The sequence below is a fragment of the Nonomuraea sp. CX421 genome (assembly GCF_059358955.1).
In genome coordinates, this window is sequence record NZ_JCADBK010000010.1 from 149,546 (window position 1) to 171,459 (window position 21,914).

Sequence of the window (21,914 nt, forward strand, 5' to 3'; positions counted from 1 at the left end):
GATCAGGGTATGGCCGCGCAGCGGAAACCCGTGTGCCCGGTCGACGAGTCGGGGGTGTTGGCGGTGCGCGCGGCGACCCGGTAGCGGTTGCAGTAGGAGTCGTGGCACAGGTAGGAACCGCCGCGGAGCACCTTGGCGGCGCCCTCGGCCGGCCCGGCCGGGTTCTCGGCGAACGCCTCCCACGTCGTGCCCCACCAGTCGGCGGTCCACTCCCAGACGTTGCCCGCGACGTTGTAGAGGCCGTAGCCGTTGGGCTGGAACGACTTGGCCGGCATCGTGCCCCTGCTCGGCGCCGACGGGAACGGGCCCTGCCAGATGTTGCACCGCTGCCGCCCCTTCGGCGTCAGCTCGTCGCCCCACGGGTATCTCCGGCGCTCCAGCCCGCCGCGCGCCGCCATCTCCCACTCGGCCTCGGTCGGCAGCCGTTTGCCCGCCCAGGAGGCGTAGGCGTGGGCGTCGTGCCACGACACGTGCACCACCGGATGGTTCTGCCGGTCACCCACGGAGGAGCCCGGCCCCTCGGGAGAGCGCCAGGTCGCCCCCTCCACGCCGACCCACCAGGGCGCCCCCGGCACCCTCGCGTCCATGACGCCGCGCCCCGCGAACCGCCGGAACACGAAGGACCAGCCGATCCGCTCGGCCTCGGTGACGTAGCCGGTCTCCTTGACGAAGGTGGCGAACCGCGCGTTGGTGACGCAGACCGGGTCGATCAGGAACGCCGTCAACCGAACCTCGCGCACCGGCCCCTCGCCGTCCTCGGGCCAGCCGTCGGGGTCGTCGCCGCCCATCAGGAACGTCCCGCCGGGCACCCGGGCCATCCCGCGCGGTGGCTCCCGCCGCTCCGGGCCCGGCACCGGCGGATCCGACTGCTCCCCGCCCGGGTACGGCGGAGCGGCGGTGCTCCTGCTCGGACCGCAGCACGCGCCCACCATGCCCCCCTTATGTGTGGTGACCACCTGGAAGGGTAGTCGCTCGGCCATGACGTCGTCCCCCTCGATGCCGGTCATGCCCGGTTTCGCCGTGCCGTCCGCTGACCGGTAGCGTCGTCCCATGCGACTCGGCGTGCTGGACATCGGCTCTAACACCGTCCACCTCCTCGTCGTCGACGCCCACCGCGGCGCCCGCCCCATCCCCGCCTACTCCCACAAGGAGGAGATGCGGCTGACCGAGCACCTCGACGCGGCGGGCGCGCTGTCCGCCGAGGGCATCGACCTGCTCGGCGCGTTCGTCGAGGAGGCCGTGCGCATCGCCGAGGACAAGGGCGTCGAGGACTTCCTGGCCTTCGCCACCTCCGCTGTGCGCGAGTCGGCCAACGGTGAGCAGGTGCTGGCCCGGATCGACGAGCGCAGCGGGGTGAACATCGAGGTCCTGTCGGGCCGTGACGAGGCCAGGCTGACCTTCCTGGCCGTACGCCGCTGGTTCGGCTGGTCCGCGGGACGGCTGCTCGCCTTCGACATCGGCGGCGGTTCGCTGGAGATCGCGGCGGGCTACGACGAGGAGCCGGACGTCGCCGTGTCGCTGCCCCTGGGCGCCGGGCGGCTGACCCGCGAATGGCTGGCCGGCGACCCGCCCACGCCCGACGAGGTGCGCGGCCTGCGCAGGCATGTGCGGGCGGAGGTCGCCCGCGAGGTCGGTGACGTGGTGCGCTTCGGCCGGCCTACCCGGGCCGTGGCCACGTCCAAGACCTTCAAGCAGCTCGCCAGGATCGCTGGGGCCGCCCCGTCCGGCGACGGTTTCTACGTCTCGCGCTCGCTGTCACGTCAGGACATGGCCCACTGGGCCGCCAAGCTCACCACGATGGCCGCGGCCGAGCGCGCCGCGCTGCCAGGGGTGTCCGAGGGGCGGGCCGCACAGCTCGCGGCCGGGGCCGTGGTCGCCGACGCGGCCATGGACCTGTTCGAGGTCGACCGGCTCGAGGTGTGTCCGTGGGCCCTGCGCGAGGGCGTCATCCTGCGCCGCCTGGACCTGTTGCCGAGCCGTCTCGACCTCGCCCCCCGGTAACCCTGACATATCCTCAAAAGAGGTATAAGTCCTGGTCGTGGGGAAGTGATGGGCTGATGTTGGCCATCCTCGGCATGATCGCTTCGCTGGCGATCGCCTTCTCCCTGATGTTCATGGCCCTTTTCGTCGTCGCGGTCGTCGTGCTGGTCGCGCTCGCCGTGGTGGCGGGGACGACCCGGCAGGGCGTCATGCGGAGTGGTCGCTCGTCATGAGGTGTGGCCCCGCGGCACCGGGCACGAAGGTCAGCCGTTTCTCCAGGCAGACCATCGCCCCGTGCTCGGGCCTGCTGGTGAAACGGACGTCGTCGGCCAGCGCGCGCATGATCTGCAGCCCCCTGCCGTGCTCGGCGCCGGCCAGCGCCTCGCCGATCTTGCCGGGGTCGAAGCCGCCCCCGGTGTCGATGACCCTGATCACGCACAGATCGTCATAGACTCCGGCGCTCACGGTGTATTCGTCGCTGGGTGCGGCGTGCCTGATCACGTTGGCGCACGCCTCGGTGAGCATGAGCTCGATGTCGTCGCGGACCGCCGGATCGACCCCCAGAGTGCGCAGTGCGCCTTCGAAGATCTGCCTGATCAGCGGGACGCTCGCCGCATCCCTGGGTAGCCGGAGCGCTATCGTCGCCTCCACTGCCTCTCCTCCCGTTCGGATGCGTGAAACAGCCTGCCCACGATCGGCTATTCGAATCACGGTCACGGTTCCAGCAGCCGGAGCGCCACCTCCATGGAGGCCTCGATGATCTCGTCCTCGGACACGGTCTCGTCGTGCGTCAGCCATTTGCCGGCGTGCAACGTGAACAGCGCCATCGACCGGCTGATCCGGGTGGCGAGCGGATCACCGGGCCCACTGAGCTGCCCGGTCAGCTCCAGCATGGCCTCGCGCATCCGCAGGAGCTTCGGATGGTCGCGCATCGCGGTCTGGTTGCGCTCCAGGAACCGGTTGACCTCCACGAAGCGGGTCCGCTTCAGCTGGGCCGCGTAGCGCCGGAGCAGCTCGCGGCGCGCCTCCGGAGTGCGGGGCTGCTCCTTGAACCAGGCCAGCAACTCCTCGATCTCGGCCACCCGCTGGTCGGCCAGGCCGGCCACGATGTCGTCCTTGGTCTTGAAGTGGTAGTAGAGCGCGGCCTTGGTCACGCCGAGCTCCTCGGCGATCTCCCGCAAGGAGGTCGCCTCGTAGCCCTGCTCGGTGAAGAGCCTGAGCGCGATCTCCTGGATTCGGGTCCGCGTGTCTTCCCGCACTGTGCACCTATTTCGACTTGACGGCCGGCAAGTAAGTATCTAGTTTATCGGGGGCTTGCCGGTCGGCAAGTAAGCGCCATCTCACAGCCGTCTCACAGGGGGGAAGTCGTGGACGAGGCAGTCGGACGCCGCCGCGAAGTCATGGTCGTCTTACCCGCGCTGATGCTCGCGATGGTCCTCGCGATGCTCGACAACATGGTCGTGGGCACGGCCATGCCGCGCATCGTCGGCGAGCTCGGCGGGCTGTCACACCTGTCCTGGGTCGTCACCGCCTACGTGCTGGGCACCACCGTCTCCACGCCGATCTGGGGCAAGATCGGCGACCTCTACGGCCGCAAGACCATCTTCATGGTCTCCATCGTCATCTTCATGGTGGGCTCCGCGCTCTGCGGCATGGCGGGCTCGGCCCTGCTGGGCGGCCCCGACGGCGGCATGGCCGAGCTGATCGCCTTCCGTGCCCTGCAGGGCCTCGGCGCCGGCGGCCTGATCGTCAACGTCATGGCCATCATCGGTGACCTGGTCCCGCCCCGCGAGCGCGGCCAGTACCAGGGCATCATGGCGGCGGTCATGTCGCTGGCCATGATCGCCGGCCCCCTGGTCGGCGGCTTCATCACCGACTACCTCGACTGGCGATGGGCCTTCTACGTCAACCTGCCGATCGGCGCCATCGCGATCGCCCTGCTGGCGGTCCGGCTCAAGCTGCCCCGGCGTCGCGACCGGGTGCGCATCGACTGGCTGGGCGCGATCCTGCTGTCGATCGGCATCACCGCGATCGTGCTGGTCACGACCTGGGGCGGCAACGAGTACCCGTGGGGCTCCTGGCAGATCCTCACCCTGGTCGCGGTCTCCGTGGTCACGATGGCGCTGTTCGTCCAGGTGGAGCGCCGGACGATCGAGCCGATCATGCCGCTCAACCTGTTCCGCGACCGCAACTTCACGCTGATCTCGGCCATCGGCTTCCTGCTCGGCTTCGCCATGTTCGGCGTGATCAACTTCCTGCCGCTGTTCCAGCAGACCGTGCAGGGCGCCACCGCCACCAACTCCGGCCTCCTGCTGCTGCCGATGATGGCGGCGTCCATGGTCGTCTCACTCTTCGTGGGCCGGGCCATCACCGCCACCGGCACGTACAAGATCTACCCGATCATCGGCGGCGTCGTCATGACGCTCGGCATGTGGCTGCTGTCCACCATGGACGCCAGCACGCCGAGCTGGCTGACCGGCGTCCACATCGCCGTGCTCGGCCTCGGCATGGGCTTCCTCATGCAGACCACGATGCTGATCGCGCAGAACAGCGTCGAGCAGAAGGACCTCGGCGTCGCCAGCAGCGCGAGCACGTTCTTCAGGTCGATCGGCGGCTCGTTCGGCGTCTCCCTGTTCGGCGCGATCTTCAACCACGGCTTCCAGCGGGAGCTGACCACCAGGTTCGGCGCCCAGGCGGCGGAGGAGACCGTCAAGGGCGGCGGCCGGATGGACCCGGCCGCGCTGGCGCAGATGCGGCCACAGGTACGCACCGGCATCCTGGAATCGCTGGCCTCGTCGATCTCGGGCGTCTTCGGCTGGGCCATCCTGTTCGCCGTGGCGGTGCCGCTGCTGGCGGTGTTCGTCAAGGAGATCCCGCTGCGCGGCGCGCCGGTCGCGCCGCCCGGCGAGGAGGAGCGGGTCACCCCCGCGGCCGGCTGAGCGGCGGCCCGGTCAGGGCGGCGGCAGCGCCAGCAACTGGTCGAGCGCGGTGATGCGCAGCATGCCGCGCAGGTGGGGCGTCAGCGCCACCACGCGCAGGGCCGCGTCGGCGAGCTCGGCCTGCTGGTGCAGCCGGATCAGCGCCGCCAGGCCGGAGGAGTCGACGAACGACAGCTCCGACAGGTCGAGCTCGAGCAGGCGGTAGCCGGCGGCCGGCGTCAGCGCCGCCAGTTGCGCCACCGTGTCATAGGCGAGATCGCCTCGCAACGCGGCCCGGACGGTCGTCGGGTCCGGTGTCGCGATCTCGATGTGCAGTGGCCGTTCGTCAGGCACGCCCCCCAGCCTAACGACCGACGGGAAAACCAGCGGCGTTCCGGTCGAGTGTTGTGCAAAATTCCCACCATGGAATCAATCAGACGGCCACGGGCCGAGGACGCCCCCGCCATCCACGACCTCGTGGCCGCCACTGACCTCGATGTCCTCGGTACGGTCGACACTCCCATCGAGGACATCGCCGACCAGCTCGCCGACCCGGCGCTGGACCTCGACCGGGACGCCTGGCTGAGCCACGACGACGACGGCCGGCTCATCGCGTGGGCCTGGGCGTGCCGCAACGGCGACAGCGATCTGGTCGACGTCGACGTGCTCGTCCGGCCGGGCGCCGACCCTTCCGGCGACCTGACCGGCGAGCTGTGGCGCACCGTGCTCGACCGGGCGGGGGAGCTGGCGCGCGAACGCGGCCACGCCGGCGCCACCGTCGACATCGGCCTCTACCGGGCCGATGAGGTCAGGCGGGCGGTGGCCAGGGAGCACGGATTCGAGCCCGGCACCAGCTACCATCGGCTGCGCATCGACCACGACGGCCCGCTCGACCCGCCCGCCCCGCCGCCCGGCCTCACCCTGCACACCGGCGAGACCGACGACGTGCGCCGCGAGGCCCACCGGATCCACCAGGAGGGGTTCGCCGAGCACTTCGGCTTCGTCCCGATCGGCTACGACCAGTGGCACGAGCGCAAGCAGGCGCAGAGCGCCACCGACTGGAGCCAGCTCACCGTCGCCAGGATCGACGGCCGGCCGGCGGCACTCGTGATCGGCAACAACCAGTTCGTCCCCGACGAGGGCTGCGGCTACGTCGACACGCTGGCCGTGCTGCCCGCCTTCCGGGGCCGCAGCCTCGGCCGGTTCCTGCTGCTGCACGCCTTCGCCGCCGACGCCGCGCGCGGCCGCAAGGGCACGATCCTGCACGTCGACTCCAACAACACCACACCCGCCCTCGGCCTCTACCTGTCGGCGGGCATGCGCCTGGTCATGGTCATCGACATCTGGCGCCGCCGCGTCTAGCCGGCCTCATCCAAGAGGCGACCGGGGTTCGGTTCCGGAGTCATCCCTTCATCGAGTGAGACGGACGGATGACCGCCAGAGATCCGCTAGACCCGGTGGGCGGACAGGTGGTCGAGCACCGACTGGTTGGCCTCCCAGCCGTCGGGGAACTTCACCGGCACGCCCAGCTGCACCGTCTCGGCCGACGGGTGGGCGTCGAGCAGCTCGGCGATGCCCGCCCGCGCCACCACCACACAGGCGTGCCGGTGCCGCGAGGCCAGCACGCAGAGCCGCCCCGACTCCAGATGGAACGCCGTCGCGTCGCGCCGCCCCGACAGCGGGTGCAGCACGATCGTCACGTCGTACTCGCGCCCCTGCAGCCGGTTGGCGGTGTCGACGGTGATCTCCGGCGGCAGCCCGGCGGCCCTGATCGCGGCCACCTGGTCGCGGTGCGCCGCGCCGACCGCGATCCGGTCGGCCGTCACCGGCCGCTCGCCCTGCTCCGAGCCCGCCACCGCGCCGCGCTGCAGCAGCCGCGCGGCCAGCAGTGCCACAGCCTGTACGGCCTCGCCGTCGGTCCGCACGGTGTGCCGGTCGGGCAGCTCCAGCAGCGCCCACCCGGAACGCGCCGCCTCCTCCAGCGCCCGGTCGTGCACGGTGCCCATGCCGCCCGTGGTCAGCTCCAGCCGCCGATCGCCCGGCCCGGTGCCGGAACGGAACCCGGTGAACGGGTAGAACGCCCGCGACACCACCGGAGCCGCCGAGGCCGGCAGCCGCCACGACACCGGCAGCCGGTGCACCGGCAGATCGGGATTGTGCCGCAGCAGCACCGACACCGCGCTCTGCAGCGGATCCCACGACAGCCCCGACCAGCGGTCGCCGTCGACGATCGAGAACGGGTCGAGCTGCCCCGGGTCGCCCACGAACAGCGCCCGCTCGAACAGCCCCGCGATGCGCAGCAGCTTGTCGGAGCGCATCTGGTAGGCCTCGTCCACGATGGCCCACGGCCAGGTCCGGCCCGAGATCCACGCCCACTTGTCGGCCGTCGCGATGACGATGTCGGGATCGCCCAGGTCCTGGACCCGGGTGCCGACCGTGACGCCGGGCAGCTCCAGCATCCGGAGCGGCGGGACGTAGCCGCTCGCCGACAGGCGCCCCACGGTGAGCCTGGGGTGCCCGGCCGAGATCCGCGAGATGAGGTCGTCGACCTGCTCGTTGGTCTGCGCCACGATCATCAGCGGCTCGCCGGTCGCCGCCAGATGCGCCGCCGCCCGCACCACCAGCGTGGACTTGCCCGCCCCCGGCGGCGAGTCGACGACCACGCCGCGGTGCCGGGGCAGGTCGGCGAGCACGTCCCGGATCACCTGCTCGGGGCTCCGGGGCGCCTCCTCGGCGGGTCCGGCGGTCACGACCACTCCTCCACGGCGTCCTCGTCGGCGGGCACGTACTCCGGTGGCGGCCCGCCGTGCGTCCACGGCGTCGCCTCCGCCTCGGGCAGCCCGGGGGAGCCCTTGAAGTCGTCGGTCAGCGACGTGTAGCAGACCCGCTCGCCCACCTCGGGCACCGAGCCGGGGGCCGGCGTCTTCGACCGGCCCATGCCCTTGGTGATCTTCACGGTGACCAGCCCGTCGCGGGCCGACACCAGCTCGGCGCCCTGCTCGCGCCGCTGCGGGGTGCCGAGGGCGGTGCCCGGCGCGAGCCGTACGGGATCGTCGGTCTTGATCACCACCAGCGGGCGGAGCTTGCGCGAGCGGCCCTCGCCCTCGACCCGATCGGCGTCGGTCTCGACCACCTCACCGGCGAACGCCTCACCGGTCAGCCGGTGCTCGGCCATCACCAGCGGGTCGTCGTAGGCGCGCTGCACGTCGTAGGCGGCCTGGGCGCGTTCCATGCGGGCCAGCCGGGAGGCGGCGGCGATCGCGCCGTCGCGCCGGGCCTGCGGCGGCGCGCCCTCGGCGAGCTGCGCGGCCATGCCGCTGAACGAACCGCGGTCCTGCTCCCACCGCGACGCCACACCCGCGCCCGCGGGCAGGGCCCCGAGCAGGTCGATCGCTCGCCACATGAGCCGCCAGGTGGGTTCGAGCTGGCCGCGCAGCGCCTCGGCGACCCGCTCGGCCGACCCGCTCTCGATGGCCGGCGCCAGCACCTCGGCGTCGAACCCCGGATCCGTCGCCGGACCGGCCGGCGGCCAGATCAGCGGGTCCTCCGCCTCGTCGCTCGGCCCGTCGGTGATCCAGCCGGTCAGCGCGGCCAGGTTGGCGTCCTCCAGCCCGCTCTGCCCGCTCGCCCAGTGCCGCCCCAGCTCCTCGGTCGCCGCCAGCGTGAGCGACGAACCCGGGTAGGCGGCGCGCTCGGCGAAGTAGGTGAGCCAGCGGCCGAGCACCGGCACCCCCTCGGGCACCGGATAGGGCCCGTCGGGGCGGCGGAAACGCGTGGACCGGCCGAGCAGCCGGGTGAACGCCACACCCGCCGGGTTCGGCACGACCAGCTGCGGCGCGTCCAGCACCCGCTCGTAGGGGTCGGCGCCCCGGCGCTCCACCGTCTCGGTGCCGCTCAGGAACCCCTCGATGTACGGCAGCAGCAGCCCGGCCAGCTCGGCGGCCCAGGCGAAGCGCAGGTCGCGGTTGCGCGGCTGGGTCACGACGAGCAGGTGGGGCGCGGCGCGGTCGGTGCCGAGCATCGCGGCCAGCGGCGCGGCGGCCTCCCCGGACAGCTTCAGCGGGATGAACACCATCGGCCGCGCCGACAGGTGGCAGTGCCGGACGGTCGCGATCGGCTGCGCCACGCCCTCGTCGAGGGCCCGCAGCCGGGCCAGGGAGGTGAGCAGGCTCACGGGCGCCGCCCCCGGACGCTCGCGACCGTCATGCCAGGCACTCCCGGCGCAGCCGCTCGGCGTTGCGCAGCAGGCGAGCGATCTCCTCCTGACCCTCGGCCGGGTCGCGGGTGCCGTCGGCCAGCCCAAGCGCCTCGGCGACCGAGGCGACGCCGCCCAGCTCGTCGCGGACCTGGCGGCCCAGCAGGTCGGAGGCGCCCTCCTGCCGGGCCTCGTCACGGCAGAAGAAGCACAGGTCGCAGGTGGACAGGCAGTCGGGCGCGTAGCGGGCGGTGACCCGGCGCAGCGCGTCGGCCAGCTCGGCGGCCGGGCGCGTGGGCAGCCCGTCCTCGCCCGGCAGCAGGTCGAACGACAGGTCGCCGGGCAGCTCGGCCACCAGCCCGTCGAGCCCGGTCATCCGGGACAGCTGCCGCCGCAGCACCGCCAGCTGCCTGCGCACGTCGACCAGCGTCGCGACGGGGCGGTTGGCGAAGTTCTCCGGGCAGACCAGCACCACGTCGTGCGCCACCCGCAGCGGGTCGTGGCCCAGCTCCTCGAGCAGCCGCCGCAGCGCCAGCACGTAGACGGCCGCCTGCCGGGCCGCGGCCGCCACCGCCGCCGGGTCGGCCTGCCCGTCGATCACCGCGAACGACTTGATCTCCACGATGTGGAACCTCCCGCCCATCTGGAACGCGACCACGTCGGGCTCCAGGTAGGCGGTGTGCCCGGCGATCTCCAGGCTGAGCAGCGGATGGTCGTAGACCGTGCCCGCGTCGAGCCCGTCGCGGGCCGCCCGGTCGAACAGCGCCCGCGTGTGGGCGTGGCGCAGGTGCGCGCCGACGTTCTCCACGTCGTGGTAGGCCACCTCGGCGATCGGCAGGCCGAGCACCTCGCGCAGCATCCTCAGCAGCTCGGCGCACCCGTCGGCCTTCACCAGCGCCTCGAACACGTTGCCGCGCGTGATCGCGAACGGCGACTGGCCGAACGGCGCGGGAAAGCCCAGGTGCCGGGCGGCGGCGTCCTTGTCGATGCCGGCGCCGTCCATCAGCGCCCGGCGCGTGCACCCGGGGTTGGCCGCGAGCGCGGCGATCGCCCGCGCGTCGTGCGGCTTCTGCGGCGTGGTGCCCCGCAACACGTCGAGCCGGTTCATCGGCCACCCTTCGTGATCGTGTCCCTGGCGACGGTGCTCAGCGTAGCGGCGCCGAACAGCCGGGCCGTGTCACCGAGCTGCGAGGTCGCGCGTTTCGCCAGCGTGTCGCGGTCCCGCGTGTCGCGTTCGGCGTGCACGGCCAGCTCGCCGGCCGCCGCCTCGATCACCCGGCCGGGATCGGGCGGGCCGAGGTCGCCCTGGCCGCCGCCGGGGATGTTGCGGGCCATCCTGGTCAGCAGCCGGGCCGCCCGCGGATCGTCGTTCAGCCGTCGCGCCACCGCGATGGCGCAGGTCAGGAAGTCGACGCGGGGGCTGAGCGGGCCCACCATCCGGCGGGCCAGCGGCCACGTGCTGACCGCGAGCAGCCCCCGGGCGGGGGAGAGGCGGTCGGTCAGCGCCGCGCACAGGTAGTAGGGCCTGCCGTACGGCGAGGCGCGGAACGAGCGTTCCTCGTCGCGGCGCAGGCTGGTCAGCTGGTTGCTCCGGAGCGCGCCGCCGAAGAACGCCTCGCCCACGGCGACGATCAGCCTCGGCTGGGCGGGGGCGCCGAGCAGGGTCAGCGCCTGGTGCACCTGCTCGCGCACGGTGACGAGCCGGGACTCTTCTCCCCGCGAAGAGCCCGCGTCCCGGCCGGTCGGGCCGCCCTGATCATCCGGCCCGGACTCCGGCACGCCGCCCACCAGCGAGTCCCACGCCCGCTCGGCCCCCCGCAGCTCGGCCCGCAGCGCCCTGGCCGTGACGGTGTCCCTGACCCGCATCGCCTTACGCACGCCGGCTCGGAGCCCGTCGATCCGCCGCTCGAGCTCGTCCAGCCGGTCACTCATGGCCGCGAGCGTAACAGGAGTTCCAGTTTTTACCAGTAATTCGGCAAAAACACCGGTTAATCTACAACGTAAAGGGCGCTACCCGGCCGGCACGGCCAGCACCCAGGTACGGTCCTCGGTGAGGAAGCGCTCCAACCGCAGCCCCGACAGGGCCAGGGCGTCGGCGAGCTCCTCGTCCGACAACCGCCGCGACGCGAACGACTGGGTCCACACCCGGTCGCCGTACACGCAGCGCATGGTCGCGTTGACCAGGCCGGGCGAGACCTCCTCCACCGCCGCCATCTCGATGGTCAGGTCACCGTCGGTCCGGGACTGACCGGCCTGCCAGGCGTCGTGCCGCTCCGGCGGTATCCACTGGATCAGCACCGAACCGTCCGGCGCGACGTGGCGGGCGCAGGCGTCCAGCAACCCCCGCCGGTCCCGCTCGTCGGCGGTCTGCACGAGCTGCGAGGCCAGCATGACGGCGTCGAAGCGGCGATCCAGCCGCACCTCCTGGACCCGGGCCCGAACGGTCTCGGCCCCGCGCACGTGCGCCAGCATCTCGGCCGACTCGTCCACCGCCACCAGCCGGTAGCCGAGCTCGACCAGCGGATGCGTCACCCGGCCCACCCCCGAGCCGAACTCCAGGATCGAACCCCCCGCCGGCACCACCCCGGCGACGACCTCGGGCTCGCCGTCGGGCCGCATCAGTCTGTAGAACTCCACCGCGGAGCCATCACGGGTGATGGCGCCGGAACCTGTACCACTGTTCGGTGTGATCCCCATATAGCGACACATATCATCCCCACGTCCTGGTGGCACCCGCATCAGGTCTCCGGATCGCGACACGCGAGGGCCCGGCAGGGGGGACGATGCTGCCGTGTCCCGTGAGATCCGCCATCTGATCGGCGTCGTGACAGGCCTGGCCGCGCTGCCCCTCGTCTACTACCTGACCGAGGCCGGCGCCCGTGGGCTGCGCGCCGCCCACGCCGCCTTCAGCCCGGGACCGCAGGGGCTCGGCCACCTCATGGTGGTGGCGGCCGTCGTCTCCGTGCTCGCCGCCTGGCCGTGGCTGTCGCCACTGGCGGCGCTGACCTGCGGGCTGCCGCTGGCCGTCGCGGGCGGTCTGTTCGCGCTCGACCTCGACGCCGCGACGGGCCTGGCGGGCGCGCTGCCGCGGCTGGCGGCGTCCACCGGCGAGCCGCCGGGCACCCTGGCGGGCGCGACCGGCCTGTACGCCGTCATCGGGGTGTCGCTGGTCCTCTCGGCACTGGCGCCGCACCGCCTGAGAGCGATCAGGAAGAAGTGAAACGCCGCCCGGCCCGGTCGCCGCCCGGCGCGGTTGCCGCGCCCTGCGAGCCGCGCTCAGCCGCCTCACCGCCCTCAGCCGCCGAAGCGGGACAGCTTGCCGCGCCGCCGCGGCATCGCCCTGGAAGATCTCCAGGGCATCCGCGACCGGGTACGGCTCCGCGAGCCCCAGCGGGTCACGTTGTATTCATGGTCGTTTCACCAACTCGGCCAGTTCATCGCCTACAAGGCGGCCCGCGCCGGTGTCGCTGTGGTCCACGTGGACCCGGCCTACACGTCGCAGGCCTGCTCGGCCTGCGGGCATATGGACAAGAAGAACCGGCCCGGCCAGGCCTGCTTCGCCTGCACGTCGTGCGGCTTCGCTGAGCACGCCGACGTCAACGCAGCTCGTAACATCGCCGCACGCGGTGTCACAAGCTGGGCAGTGAGTCACGCTGCCTGACGCGGACCAAACCGTCGAAACCACCGACGGCGAGGAGCTGCAAGCTCAGCCCTTCAAGGCTGAGAAGCTGACCCGAGCATCTCCAGCAGGTCCCACTCGTTTTCGCAGACCCGGCGCCCGATCGCGGCCAGCTCCACCGACCCGGCGCCGCCGCGCAGGTGCCGCATGGTCTGCATGACGCAGATGATCCCCCACTTGAGCACGCCGAACGTCTCCCACCAGCGCAGCGCCTCGCGGTCCACGGGCTGCCCGCCCGCCTTCTCGTACGCGGTGACGAGCTCGTCGTAGCCGCCGAACCCGCCCACTGGCAGCGGCGAGCCGAACCGCCACGCCTTCACGCACAGCCAGCCGAGGTCCTCCAGCGGGTCGCCGGCGTGGGCCAGCTCCCAGTCCAGCACCGCCCTGACGCCGTTCGGGCCGACGATCAGGTTGCCGTTGCGGAAGTCGCCGTGCACCACCGTCCGCCGCCCGCCCGGCGGCCGGTTCGCCGCGAGCCGCCGCAGCGCGAGCTCGAACACCGGATGCGGCTCACCCGTCAGGTCCAGCAGGTCCCGCCACTGCCGCAGCGGATCCTCCTCCAGCGTCCCCGGCGGGGGTGGGGGAAGGGCCGACAGGGGCATCCGGTGGATCGCGGCCAGCGCCTGCCCGCACTGCGCCGCCAGCCTCGGCCGGGCCCCGGCGTACGCCTCGTCCCGCAGGATGCGGCGCGGGATGGTCTCACCCGCGACGCGCGTCATCAGGATGTACGGCCCCGCCGCCGCGACGATCCGCGGGACCGGCACCCCGGCGTCCAGCGCGGCCCGCATCAGCGTCGCCTCGGCGGCCAGCGGCGCGCCCGCGTCGAGCGGCGTGCCGGGGGAGTCGAGACGCAGGATCAGCTCGTGCCGCTCGCCGTCCGGCGTGACCGCGTCCAGCGCCCACGTCTCGCGGGACGCCCCGCCGGGCAGCCGGGCGCTGAAGGCGACCGTCGCCTCCGTCCCGAACACCTCGCGCACCAGCGCCTCGGTGTCGAAGGTGTCGAACGGGTGAGCACGCGCGGTGGTCATCGGAGGCCGAACTCCCAGTTGCCGCCCGCCGCGTAGACGCCGAGGACGCGCCGGCCCACCGAGTCGACGTGCACCTCGTCCGGGCCGTCGTAGATGCGGCCGGCCCGCGCGTGGCGGTACATCCGGTCGAGCGGGGTGTCGCCGGTCAGCCCCATGGCGCCGTACACCTGGATGGCCCGGTCGATCACGTTGTGCAGCGTGCGCGCGCCCACCACCTTGATCGCGCCGATCTCGACGCGGGCGTCGGAGCCGGCGTCGACGGCCTGCGCGGCGTGCAGGGTGAGCAGCCGGGCCGCCTGGATCTCGGTGTAGGAGTCGAACACGTGCTGGCGCATGAGCTGCTTCCTGGCCAGCGGCTCGCCGAAGGCGGTGCGTTCGTGCAGCCTGCGGCACATCAGGTCGAAGGCCCGCTGCGCCTGCCCGAGCCAGCGCATGCAGTGGAAGATCCGGCCCGGCCCGAGCCGTTTCTGCGCGATGACGAAGCCCTGGCCGCGCGGGCCGAGCAGGTTGGCCGCGGGCACCCGGACGTCCTCGTAGCGGACCTCGCAGTGGGCGCCGTCGAGGCCGAGCACCGGGGTGTCACGCACGATGGTGTAGCCCGGGGTGTCGGTCGGCACCAGGATCATGGAGAAGGCCAGGTGCGGCGGCGCGTCCTGCTCGGTGCGGCACATCACGGTCGTGTACGCGGCCCGTGACGCGCCGGTCGTGAACCACTTGTGCCCGTTGATCACCCATTCGTCGCCGTCGAGCACGGCGGACGTCCGGAGCTGGGTGGGGTCGCTGCTCGACACGGTCGGCTCGGTCATCGCGAAGCTCGGCCAGATGTCGCCGCGCACCAGCGGCTCCAGGTAGCGCTCGCGCTGCTCGGGGGAGGCGTGCTCGTCCAGCATGAGCGAGTCCTGCAGGGTGAACGTGCCGAGCGCGAGCTGCCCGAACTCGCTGCGGCCCTGCACCTCGTTGACGTACACGTAGTCGAGGAACGGCAGCCCGCCGCCGCCGAGCTCGCGCGGGTGGCCGAGCGCCCACAGGCCTTCCTTCTTCGCCTCCCGCTGCAGCTCGCCGAGCGCCTCGGCGGCCGCGGGGCCGCCCTCGTGCAGCACGGCCTCCGCCGGCTCGACCCGCTCGGTCATGAACGTGTGGACGGCGTCGCGGATCGGGCGGACGCTGTCGGGAACGGCGAAGCTCATGAGAGGATCTCAGCCGAAAATCGTTGCCGGGTCAACGGATAAGGGGTCCCTTATGGCGCTGGACGAGGAGTCCCCGGCGAGCGGGCCGCACGACGTGCCCACGGCCGCGCAGCTGGTGGCCGCGGTGCGCGACTTCCTGGCCGCCGACGTGCTGCCGGCGGTGGACGGCCGGGTGCGCTTCCACGCCCGGGTGGCGATCAACGTCCTGGGCATGGTCGAGCGGGAGCTCGAACTCGGGCCTGCCCAGGCGCGGGAGCACGCCGCCCGTCTGGAGGCGCTCGGCGTGGGCTCCGACGCCGAGCTGGCCGCCGCCGTCCGCGAGGGCCGCCTCGACGGCGACGACACGCTCGCCCCGCTCCTGAAGCAGGCGGTCCGCGCCAAGCTGCTGGTCGCCAATCCCGGCCACCTCGACTCCGGGCGCCCCTGACGAGCCGGGCCCGGATCGGGTCACCTCGACTCCGCGGCCCCTGGCGCGTCAGGTCGCCGGGCGGCCGGTCAGGTCCTCGGAGATGTCGCGGGTGCCGTATCCGTCGGGCGCCGGCACCTCCACGATCGGGTCGGGGCGGTCGTCGAACTCCAGCCGCAGGGCCCGCGCCATCGTGGCGTGCATCTCGTACAGGCAGGTGATGTAGGTCAGCTCCAGGATCTGCTCGTCCGGCAGGTGCCGCTTGAGCACCGCGAACACCTCGTCGTGCACCCGGCCGCCGTCGAGCACGAGCGCGTCGGTGTAGGCGAGCACGGCCCGTTCCAGCTCGCCGAACAGGTCGCTGACCGCCCAGTGGGCGATCGCCTCGATCTTCTCCTCGGGCAGTCCGAGGGCTCGTAGCTGCTTGCAGTGCTGGGAGTAGACGAACTGGCTCTGCCGCGCCCATCCGGCCCTGGTCTGGCCGAGCTCGCGCAGCACCGGGTCGAGGCTGGACTCGCGGTAGAGCTGGAAGCCCTTGACGCAGTGCCGGAAGATCGCCGGGTCGAGCGCGAACACCGTCCACCAGTCGCCGGGCGAGCCGGTCGCCGTGCCCTGTCTGCCGGGCTCGAGCAGCCGGTCGTTGAAGAAGGTGACCACCGGGTCGGTCATCTCCTCGCGCGGCACCTGCCGCAGCCTCGGCATCAGACGGTCCTGTCGGCGGCGGTCCTCGGCTCGTGCCGCACGTCGCCCGGCTGCCCGACAGGGCGGGTCCAGGCGGCGAACTCCACCAGCACGCCGTCGGGGTCCTTGAAGTAGATGGACCGGACGAACACCCCGTCGTGCATCTTCGGCGCCACCCCGAACTCGCTGTCGTCGTGGTTGAGCAGCACGCCCACGTCGATGCCCTTGGCGAGCAGCCGGTCGCGGTACTCCTCGATCCGCTCGGGCGGCACGTCGAAGGCGATGTGGTTCATCGACCCGACGGCCGACACCAGCTCGCCCCGGTCGGGCAGGTTCTTCGGCGCGGAGACGCCCGGCACGCCCTCCGGCGCGTCGGGGAACCAGAAGAACGCCAGCGCGTTGCCGCCGCCGCAGTCGAAGAAGAAGTGCTGGCCCCAGCCCATCGGCAGCTCGATCGTCTTGATCAGCGGCATGCCCAGGACGCCGGAGTAGAAGTCGACGGTCTGCTTCATGTCGGAGCAGACCAGAGCGATGTGGTTGACCCCGCGAAGCTCGAATTCGCTGTTCATAGTAACTACGTACTTATCACAGGGTTCAGCCAAAAAACATGACATGAGATGTCCTCTTTACCGGGCAGGCTCGCCGCATGATTGCACTGGTGGCGGGAGCGACCCGCGGCACGGGACGAGGAATAGCACGCGAGCTGGGCGCGATCGGCGCGACCGTCTACTGCACCGGCAGGACGACCCGCGAGCGGCGGTCGGAGATGAACCGGTCCGAGACGATCGAGGAGACCGCCGAGCTGGTCACCGCGGCCGGCGGCACCGGCATCGCGGTCCAGGTGGACCATCTGGAGAGCGACCAGGTCAAGGCGCTGGCCGAGCGGATCGACAGCGAGCAGGGGCGCCTGGACGTGCTGGTCAACGACGTCTGGGGAGCCGACTCCCTGTGGAGCTGGAACACGCCGATCTGGGAGCAGGATCTGGACAAGGGGCTGCGGCTGCTCAGGCTGGGCATCGACACCCACATCATCACCAGCCACCACCTGCTGCCGCTGCTGATCAAGGGCGGCGACGGCCTGGTCGTGGAGGTGACCGACGGCACCTGGGACTTCAACGTCACCCGCTACCGCGAGTCGCTCGTCTACGACCTGGCCAAGATGGCGGTCAACCGGCTGGCGTTCGCCCAGGCCCACGAGCTGCGCCCGCACGGCGGCACCGCGGTGGCCGTCTCGCCCGGCTTCCTGCGCTCCGAGGCGATGCTGGAGCACTTCGGCGTCACCGAGGACACCTGGCGGGAGGCGGTCGCCAAGGGCGCCGACGCCGCGTTCGCGGTCTCCGAGACCCCCGCCTACACCGGCCGCGCGGTCGCCGCCCTCGCCGCCGACCCCGACCGGCGGCGCTGGTCGGGCCGGTCGGTCTCCAGCGAGGAGCTGGCCCTGGCGTACGGGTTCACCGACGTGGACGGCAGCCGGCCCCAGGTGTGGAGATACCTCACGGACGTCGGCTACCTCACGGACGCCGCGGACAAGGGCGTCGCCCCCGACCCGGCGGACTACCGATGAGGCCGGGAGCCGGCCGGCCCGGCGATCGGGACGACCACCGCCAGCCCGCCGTGCGGGCCTGACCGGTCCCGTACAGGCCGGACATGCGGGTGGCGGCCTCGGCGACCGCGGCCCGCAGCTCCGGCGGCGCGAGCACCTCGGCCTCCGGGCCGAACCTCAGCACCTGCCCGAAGGCCACCTCGTCCGACTCGACCGCGAGCCGTACGGTGCCGTCGGGCTGGAGCGAGCCGAGCGCGCCGGTCAGGGCGGCCGGGTCGGCGATGTGGCGGAGCAGCCGCACCCCGCGCGGGGTGAGCCGCAGCGTGATCTCGGTCCGCAGCAGCGACCGGGTGAACCAGTTCGCCTGCTCGGCCCAGAACGCGGCCAGGTCGAAACCGGTGTCCCGGTCGAAGCCGGCGTCGCCGACCTCGACCGGGCCGAACCGGTCCACCCGGAAGATCAGGAATCTCGACCGCGAACGGGCGGCCAGATACCAGGCGCCCGCCTTGAGCACGAGCCCGTACGGCTCCAGCGTCCGCGCCCGCTCCTTGTAGACGGCGGTGACCAGGCGGTCCTTCCAGACGGCCCTGGCCAGCGGCGCGAGCGCGGCGGGCGGCGGGTCGCCGGCCGCGAACCAGCCGGGGGCGTCGAGGTGGAAGCGCTGCGCGGCCGTCGCGGGGGCGTCGCGCAGGCCGGGCGAGAGCGCGGCGGCGGCCTTCAGCCGGGCGGTCGCCGCCACCTCCCGCAGCCCCATCTCGCGCAGCGCCCCGGGCACCCCCGACAGGAACAACGCCTCGGCCTCGGCCCGGTCCAGCCCGGTCAGCCGGGTCCGGTAGCCGTCGAGCAGCCGGTAACCGCCGCCGCGTCCCCGGTCGGCGTAGACCGGCACGCCCGCCTCGGCCAGCGCCAGCACGTCGCGGTGCACGGTGCGTTCCGACACCTCCAGCTCCCGGGCCAGCTCCGCCGCCGTCATACCGCCCCGGCCCTGCAGCAGCAGGACCAGCGACATCAGCCGCGCGGCGCGCACAGCGGCAGCAGCACGGCGGACGGATGGGCGGGAGAGTGGAAGACCTCGACGTCGGCGGGCACCATCGGACCACCGTCGGCGAACGGAGCCCCGGTGCCGGGGTTGCGGGCGATCGTCGGGTAGGCGCCCGCGGCGACGTGCGCCCGGATCCGGTGGCCGCGCCGGAACCGGTGCCCGACCGGCCACAGGTCCACCGTGACCCGGCGCACCCCGTCGGCGTCGGCGGCGTCGCCGGGGCCGAGCCGTCGCACGCCCTCGGCCAGGTTGAACGACCTGCCGTCCGGGTGCACGTCGCACAGGCGCACCACCACGTCCACGTACGGCGTGCTGGAGCGGACGAACAGCTCGGCGGAGACCGGGCCGATCATCTCCACGTCGGCGTCCAGCGTGGAAGAGCTGTAGACCAGGACGTCGCGCCGGGCCTCCAGGCGGCGCTGGTCGCGCGGCCGGGAGTCGGCCAGCAGCACCGGCCCGCCGACCACCGGCGTCGGATGCTCCGGGTGGTAGCGGAACCGGTCGGGCTCCGACTCGACGGGATCGCCGGTGCCCAGCCCCAACCTCGGCCGCAGGTGCCAGCGCTGGGTCCGCACGCCCGGCACCGGCCAGTCGTGGTAGTCGCGCCACTCCTCGGCTCCCGTCACGTACAGCCGCACCGGCTGCTCGCGCAGCCCGGAGTCGTCGCCCATCAGGTGGGCCCGGAACCAGGCCAGCGCCTCGGCCATCGACGGCCGCCCGTGCCGCCTGTCGATGTGGTACCAGGGGCCGATCGTCAGGTACGGCCGGTGCCCGGCGGCCCGCATCGCCAGGTAGTCCTTCAACTGCCACGGCAGGAAGACGTCGTACCAGCCGCCCAGCATGGTGACCGCCGCGTGGACCTCACCCACCCTGGGCGAGAAGTCCCGCCTGTCCCAGTACGGCGCGGCCGGATCGGCGTGGTGGGCCAGCAGGTCCTGGTAGAAGCGCAGCGGCCGGCCGGCCGACACCAGGTCCAGCTCCGCCATCGGCCGCCCCGACAGCACGGCCCGGCGGGTCAGCCGGGGCGCGGTCAGCACGGCGGTGCCGCCGAACCGGCGCGACATGACGTCGGTCAGCGTGGTCCAGCTCAGCACCGACTCCAGGGCGAACGCGCCGCCCACGTAGGCGGCGTCCCTGAACTGCGAGGCGGTGATCTGGGTGGCCATCGCCCTCAGCTCGGGACCGGCCTCGGCCGCCACGGCCCACTGGGTGTAGCCGAGGTAGGAGGGGCCGAACATGGCCAGCGATCCGCCGTACCAGGGCTGCCCGCGCAGCCAGGCGAGGGTGGCCAGGCCGTCGTCGCGTTCGTCGCCCAGCGGGTCGAGCCGCCCGCCGGAGCCGAAACCGCCCCGGCAGCTCTGGATCACCACCTGGAACCCGTGCCGCGCGAACCCCCGGCCGTACATCCAGCCGAACAGGCCGCGCCTGCCGTACGGCGAGCGGACCAGGATGGTCGGCGGCCGCTCCACCCCCTCGGGGGCGTAGCGGTCGGCCAGCAGGATCACGCCGTCGGGCATCGGCACGGGCAGGTCACGCTGGAGCCGTACGCGTCGCATGTCCTACCACTAACAGATGCCTGCGGGGATGCGATAGCCGGGGGTGTTCAGCTGAAATGCCGGTAGTGCGGCCAGAGGTCGCTCCACGGCTGCCGGATCCCCCGGCACAGCCAGACGGTCATGCCCTGCTCCTCGTTGTCGATCCCGACGCCGTTGTCCACCTCCGCCCGGGCCTCGCAGGTGTCGAAATAGTCGCGCCGGCCGGTGTTCACCAGGATGGCGACGGTGCCCGACTCGGGCGGCGGGCCGTACTCCCAGAGCTGGTTGTGCCCGGAGTAGACGCGCGGCAGGCCCGCGCGCACGAGCGAGCCGTGCTCGCCGTAGTTGCCGGTCACGATCACCGCCCGCGCCTGCTCGTCCGGCGGCAGCGAGCGCAGCACGCCGAGCACGGCGGCGTCGAACTCCGGCCAGCCGATCGACTCGCGCGCCACCTCGTTGATCGCGGGCACGGGGGTGGCGGCCAGGACCCCGACCGGGATAAGCGGCAGCGCGAGCAGCGCCGAGCCCAGGCCGTTGAACACCAGCGACGCCCTCGCCTGCCGCGCCCGGTCGACCCCCGCCTGCTCCGCGCTCACACACCCCGCCGCGAACAGCAGCAGGATGAGCCCCGCCGTGTAGTCGAAGCGGCCGCCGCTGACCAGGGTCAGCACGGCGATGGCGGGATAGGCCACGGCCAGCGCCCGCACCCGGCGGTCGCGCCACAGCCGCCACCAGCCGAAGGCGCCGATCACCGACACCACCGGCCCGAACAGGATCAGCTGCATGGGCACGAACAGCACCCGCATCTCGCCGCCCTTGTCCTCGCCGAGCGCCCCCGCCATCGTCACCTGCGGCCAGTCATGGGTGGCCTGGTAGATCAGGTTGGGCGCGGCGATCGCCAGCGCGATCGCCACCCCCGCCCACAGCCAGGGGCCGGCCAGCGTCCGGCGCGGCCCCGCCAGCACCAGCCCGGCGGCCAGCCCCAGCACCAGCATCGCGATCAGCAGCTTGTTGTACGTCGCCAGCCCCAGCACCAGCCCGGCGGCCGCCCACCACCGGGGCTCCTCGCGCAGCAGCGCCCTGAGCACGCACAGGATGCCCGCCGCCCAGAACGGCAGGTCGAGGCTGGCGGTCAGCACGGTGTGGCCCAGGATGAGGGTGTAGGCGCCGGTGGCGACGCCGAACGCCGACAGCACCTGCGCCGGGCCGCCGCCGCCCAGCTCGCGCGCGATGAGCGCCACCAGCACCACCAGCACCGCCGCGGCCAGGGCGGGCAGCAGCCGGAACGCGAGCGGCGAGTCGCCGAACACCGCTCTGGATGCCCTGACCAGCAGCGGCGTCAGCGGCGGCTGGTCGACGTATCCCCAGTCGAGATGGTCGGACAGGAAGCGGAAGTAGAGCTCGTCACGGTGATAGCCGTAACGAGGGCTGACGGACAGCAGAATGGCGAACAACGCGACAGCGATGGACGTGACCGATCGCCACGCCGGTAAGGGGAGCCCCATGCCCGGAGAAGCTAGCCGCTGAAGGCCATCCGCGGGAAGCCGGGTTCGGCGAGCCGCGTTGCGTGATCTTGGTTCGGGCGGCTACCCTGGTGGGCATGCGAAATCGCGTCGAGCTCCAGTGGTGGCGCCGCTCCTAGGCGGCGCGATACTCGCATTTCAACGGACGGCCGCCCCGGATGGCGGCCCTTTTCGTGTCCGCCCCCGGGGCTCATCAT

At 72.7% G+C, this 21,914-nt stretch carries 23 protein-coding genes and 1 pseudogene; 8 read left to right on the forward strand and 16 right to left on the reverse strand.

The features are described 5' to 3' along the window. Window positions 1-2: 2 nt before the first annotated feature. A complete protein-coding gene (locus AC5L3X_RS20070; RefSeq protein WP_494858856.1) occupies window positions 3-932 on the reverse strand; it encodes a formylglycine-generating enzyme family protein in 930 nt (309 codons plus the stop codon). Between the two features lie 118 nt (window positions 933-1,050). On the opposite strand from AC5L3X_RS20070, the gene AC5L3X_RS20075 reads away from it, so the two are divergent. Together AC5L3X_RS20075 and AC5L3X_RS20080 are read left to right on the forward strand one after the other, a co-directional pair. After that, window positions 1,051-2,001 (forward strand): Ppx/GppA family phosphatase, encoded by a 951-nt coding sequence (locus AC5L3X_RS20075; protein ID WP_494858727.1) that lies wholly within the window; start codon window positions 1,051-1,053, stop codon window positions 1,999-2,001. 56 nt (window positions 2,002-2,057) lie between these two features. Next, window positions 2,058-2,213, forward strand: coding sequence for a hypothetical protein (locus AC5L3X_RS20080; protein WP_494858728.1), 156 nt, complete (start codon window positions 2,058-2,060; stop codon window positions 2,211-2,213). Here the strand turns inward: AC5L3X_RS20080 and AC5L3X_RS20085 are convergent. Further along, window positions 2,188-2,631: an ATP-binding protein gene (locus tag AC5L3X_RS20085; RefSeq protein WP_189122915.1), complete on the reverse strand. Its 444-nt coding sequence runs from the start codon at window positions 2,629-2,631 to the stop codon at window positions 2,188-2,190. The two genes, AC5L3X_RS20080 and AC5L3X_RS20085, sit on opposite strands and share 26 nt — an antisense overlap. Before the next feature lie 62 nt (window positions 2,632-2,693). Beyond that, window positions 2,694-3,239 carry a TetR/AcrR family transcriptional regulator gene (locus AC5L3X_RS20090; RefSeq protein ID WP_494858729.1) on the reverse strand — a complete coding sequence of 182 codons (546 nt, stop codon included), beginning with the start codon at window positions 3,237-3,239 and terminating at the stop codon, window positions 2,694-2,696. A 108-nt stretch (window positions 3,240-3,347) separates the two neighbouring features. Between AC5L3X_RS20090 and AC5L3X_RS20095 the strand changes: the two genes are divergently transcribed. Continuing rightward, window positions 3,348-4,919, forward strand: a complete 1,572-nt coding sequence (locus AC5L3X_RS20095) for an MDR family MFS transporter (RefSeq protein WP_494858730.1) — start codon at window positions 3,348-3,350, stop codon at window positions 4,917-4,919. 12 nt (window positions 4,920-4,931) lie between these two features. Here the strand turns inward: AC5L3X_RS20095 and AC5L3X_RS20100 are convergent, their stop codons facing one another. Continuing rightward, window positions 4,932-5,252: an STAS domain-containing protein gene (locus AC5L3X_RS20100; protein WP_494858732.1), complete on the reverse strand. Its 321-nt coding sequence runs from the start codon at window positions 5,250-5,252 to the stop codon at window positions 4,932-4,934. 69 nt (window positions 5,253-5,321) lie between these two features. Here AC5L3X_RS20100 and AC5L3X_RS20105 point away from each other — a divergent pair, with 69 nt between their 5' ends. Further along, window positions 5,322-6,260: a GNAT family N-acetyltransferase gene (locus AC5L3X_RS20105; protein ID WP_494858734.1), complete on the forward strand. Its 939-nt coding sequence runs from the start codon at window positions 5,322-5,324 to the stop codon at window positions 6,258-6,260. 86 nt (window positions 6,261-6,346) lie between these two features. Here the strand turns inward: AC5L3X_RS20105 and AC5L3X_RS20110 are convergent, their stop codons facing one another. From AC5L3X_RS20110 to AC5L3X_RS20130, 5 genes are all read right to left on the reverse strand, one after another. Next, window positions 6,347-7,648, reverse strand: a complete 1,302-nt coding sequence (locus AC5L3X_RS20110) for an AAA family ATPase (protein WP_494858736.1) — start codon at window positions 7,646-7,648, stop codon at window positions 6,347-6,349. Further along, a complete protein-coding gene (locus AC5L3X_RS20115) occupies window positions 7,645-9,072 on the reverse strand; it encodes a hypothetical protein (protein WP_494858737.1) in 1,428 nt (475 codons plus the stop codon). The genes AC5L3X_RS20110 and AC5L3X_RS20115 overlap by 4 nt, the downstream gene beginning before the upstream one ends. A gap of 28 nt (window positions 9,073-9,100) precedes the next feature. Further along, a complete protein-coding gene (locus AC5L3X_RS20120) occupies window positions 9,101-10,201 on the reverse strand; it encodes a hypothetical protein (protein ID WP_494858739.1) in 1,101 nt (366 codons plus the stop codon). Next, complete coding sequence (locus AC5L3X_RS20125; protein ID WP_494858741.1) at window positions 10,198-11,025, reverse strand: hypothetical protein; 828 nt, start codon at window positions 11,023-11,025, stop codon at window positions 10,198-10,200. Before AC5L3X_RS20125 ends, AC5L3X_RS20120 begins: the two co-directional genes overlap by 4 nt. Window positions 11,026-11,103: 78 nt before the next feature. Beyond that, the gene (locus AC5L3X_RS20130; RefSeq protein ID WP_225262245.1) at window positions 11,104-11,730 is read right to left on the reverse strand and encodes a class I SAM-dependent methyltransferase; all 627 of its coding nucleotides are present in this window, start codon (window positions 11,728-11,730) and stop codon (window positions 11,104-11,106) included. 154 nt (window positions 11,731-11,884) lie between these two features. On the opposite strand from AC5L3X_RS20130, the gene AC5L3X_RS20135 reads away from it, so the two are divergent. Further along, window positions 11,885-12,313, forward strand: a complete 429-nt coding sequence (locus tag AC5L3X_RS20135) for a hypothetical protein (protein ID WP_494858743.1) — start codon at window positions 11,885-11,887, stop codon at window positions 12,311-12,313. A 108-nt stretch (window positions 12,314-12,421) separates the two neighbouring features. Then, window positions 12,422-12,754: pseudogene (locus AC5L3X_RS20140) on the forward strand (RNA-guided endonuclease InsQ/TnpB family protein); the annotation flags it as partial. Window positions 12,755-12,807: 53 nt separating this feature from the next. Here AC5L3X_RS20140 and AC5L3X_RS20145 read toward each other — a convergent pair. Both AC5L3X_RS20145 and AC5L3X_RS20150 read right to left on the reverse strand, forming a co-directional pair. After that, window positions 12,808-13,800 (reverse strand): phosphotransferase family protein, encoded by a 993-nt coding sequence (locus tag AC5L3X_RS20145; RefSeq protein WP_494858745.1) that lies wholly within the window; start codon window positions 13,798-13,800, stop codon window positions 12,808-12,810. Beyond that, window positions 13,797-14,987 carry an acyl-CoA dehydrogenase family protein gene (locus AC5L3X_RS20150; RefSeq protein ID WP_494858746.1) on the reverse strand — a complete coding sequence of 397 codons (1,191 nt, stop codon included), beginning with the start codon at window positions 14,985-14,987 and terminating at the stop codon, window positions 13,797-13,799. Before AC5L3X_RS20150 ends, AC5L3X_RS20145 begins: the two co-directional genes overlap by 4 nt. Before the next feature lie 52 nt (window positions 14,988-15,039). Here AC5L3X_RS20150 and AC5L3X_RS20155 point away from each other — a divergent pair, with 52 nt between their 5' ends. Beyond that, window positions 15,040-15,414: a DUF6285 domain-containing protein gene (locus tag AC5L3X_RS20155; protein ID WP_189122901.1), complete on the forward strand. Its 375-nt coding sequence runs from the start codon at window positions 15,040-15,042 to the stop codon at window positions 15,412-15,414. A gap of 48 nt (window positions 15,415-15,462) precedes the next feature. On the opposite strand, the gene AC5L3X_RS20160 is transcribed toward AC5L3X_RS20155, so the two are convergent. Together AC5L3X_RS20160 and AC5L3X_RS20165 are read right to left on the reverse strand one after the other, a co-directional pair. After that, window positions 15,463-16,095: a carboxymuconolactone decarboxylase family protein gene (locus AC5L3X_RS20160; protein ID WP_494858747.1), complete on the reverse strand. Its 633-nt coding sequence runs from the start codon at window positions 16,093-16,095 to the stop codon at window positions 15,463-15,465. Beyond that, window positions 16,095-16,643, reverse strand: coding sequence for a VOC family protein (locus AC5L3X_RS20165; RefSeq protein ID WP_189122899.1), 549 nt, complete (start codon window positions 16,641-16,643; stop codon window positions 16,095-16,097). Before AC5L3X_RS20165 ends, AC5L3X_RS20160 begins: the two co-directional genes overlap by 1 nt. Window positions 16,644-16,720: 77 nt before the next feature. Here AC5L3X_RS20165 and AC5L3X_RS20170 point away from each other — a divergent pair, with 77 nt between their 5' ends. Further along, window positions 16,721-17,638: an SDR family oxidoreductase gene (locus tag AC5L3X_RS20170; RefSeq protein ID WP_494858748.1), complete on the forward strand. Its 918-nt coding sequence runs from the start codon at window positions 16,721-16,723 to the stop codon at window positions 17,636-17,638. Here AC5L3X_RS20170 and AC5L3X_RS20175 read toward each other — a convergent pair. From AC5L3X_RS20175 to AC5L3X_RS20185, 3 genes are read right to left on the reverse strand one after another with little or no spacing between them, the layout of a single operon-like run. Continuing rightward, a complete protein-coding gene (locus AC5L3X_RS20175; protein WP_494858749.1) occupies window positions 17,586-18,644 on the reverse strand; it encodes a helix-turn-helix transcriptional regulator in 1,059 nt (352 codons plus the stop codon). The two genes, AC5L3X_RS20170 and AC5L3X_RS20175, sit on opposite strands and share 53 nt — an antisense overlap. Further along, entirely contained in the window at window positions 18,626-20,215 is a 1,590-nt protein-coding gene (locus tag AC5L3X_RS20180) for a CocE/NonD family hydrolase (RefSeq protein WP_189122896.1), read from the reverse strand. The genes AC5L3X_RS20175 and AC5L3X_RS20180 overlap by 19 nt, the downstream gene beginning before the upstream one ends. 47 nt (window positions 20,216-20,262) lie before the next feature. Continuing rightward, entirely contained in the window at window positions 20,263-21,699 is a 1,437-nt protein-coding gene (locus AC5L3X_RS20185) for a glycosyltransferase family 39 protein (RefSeq protein ID WP_494858751.1), read from the reverse strand. Window positions 21,700-21,914: the final 215 nt, after the last annotated feature.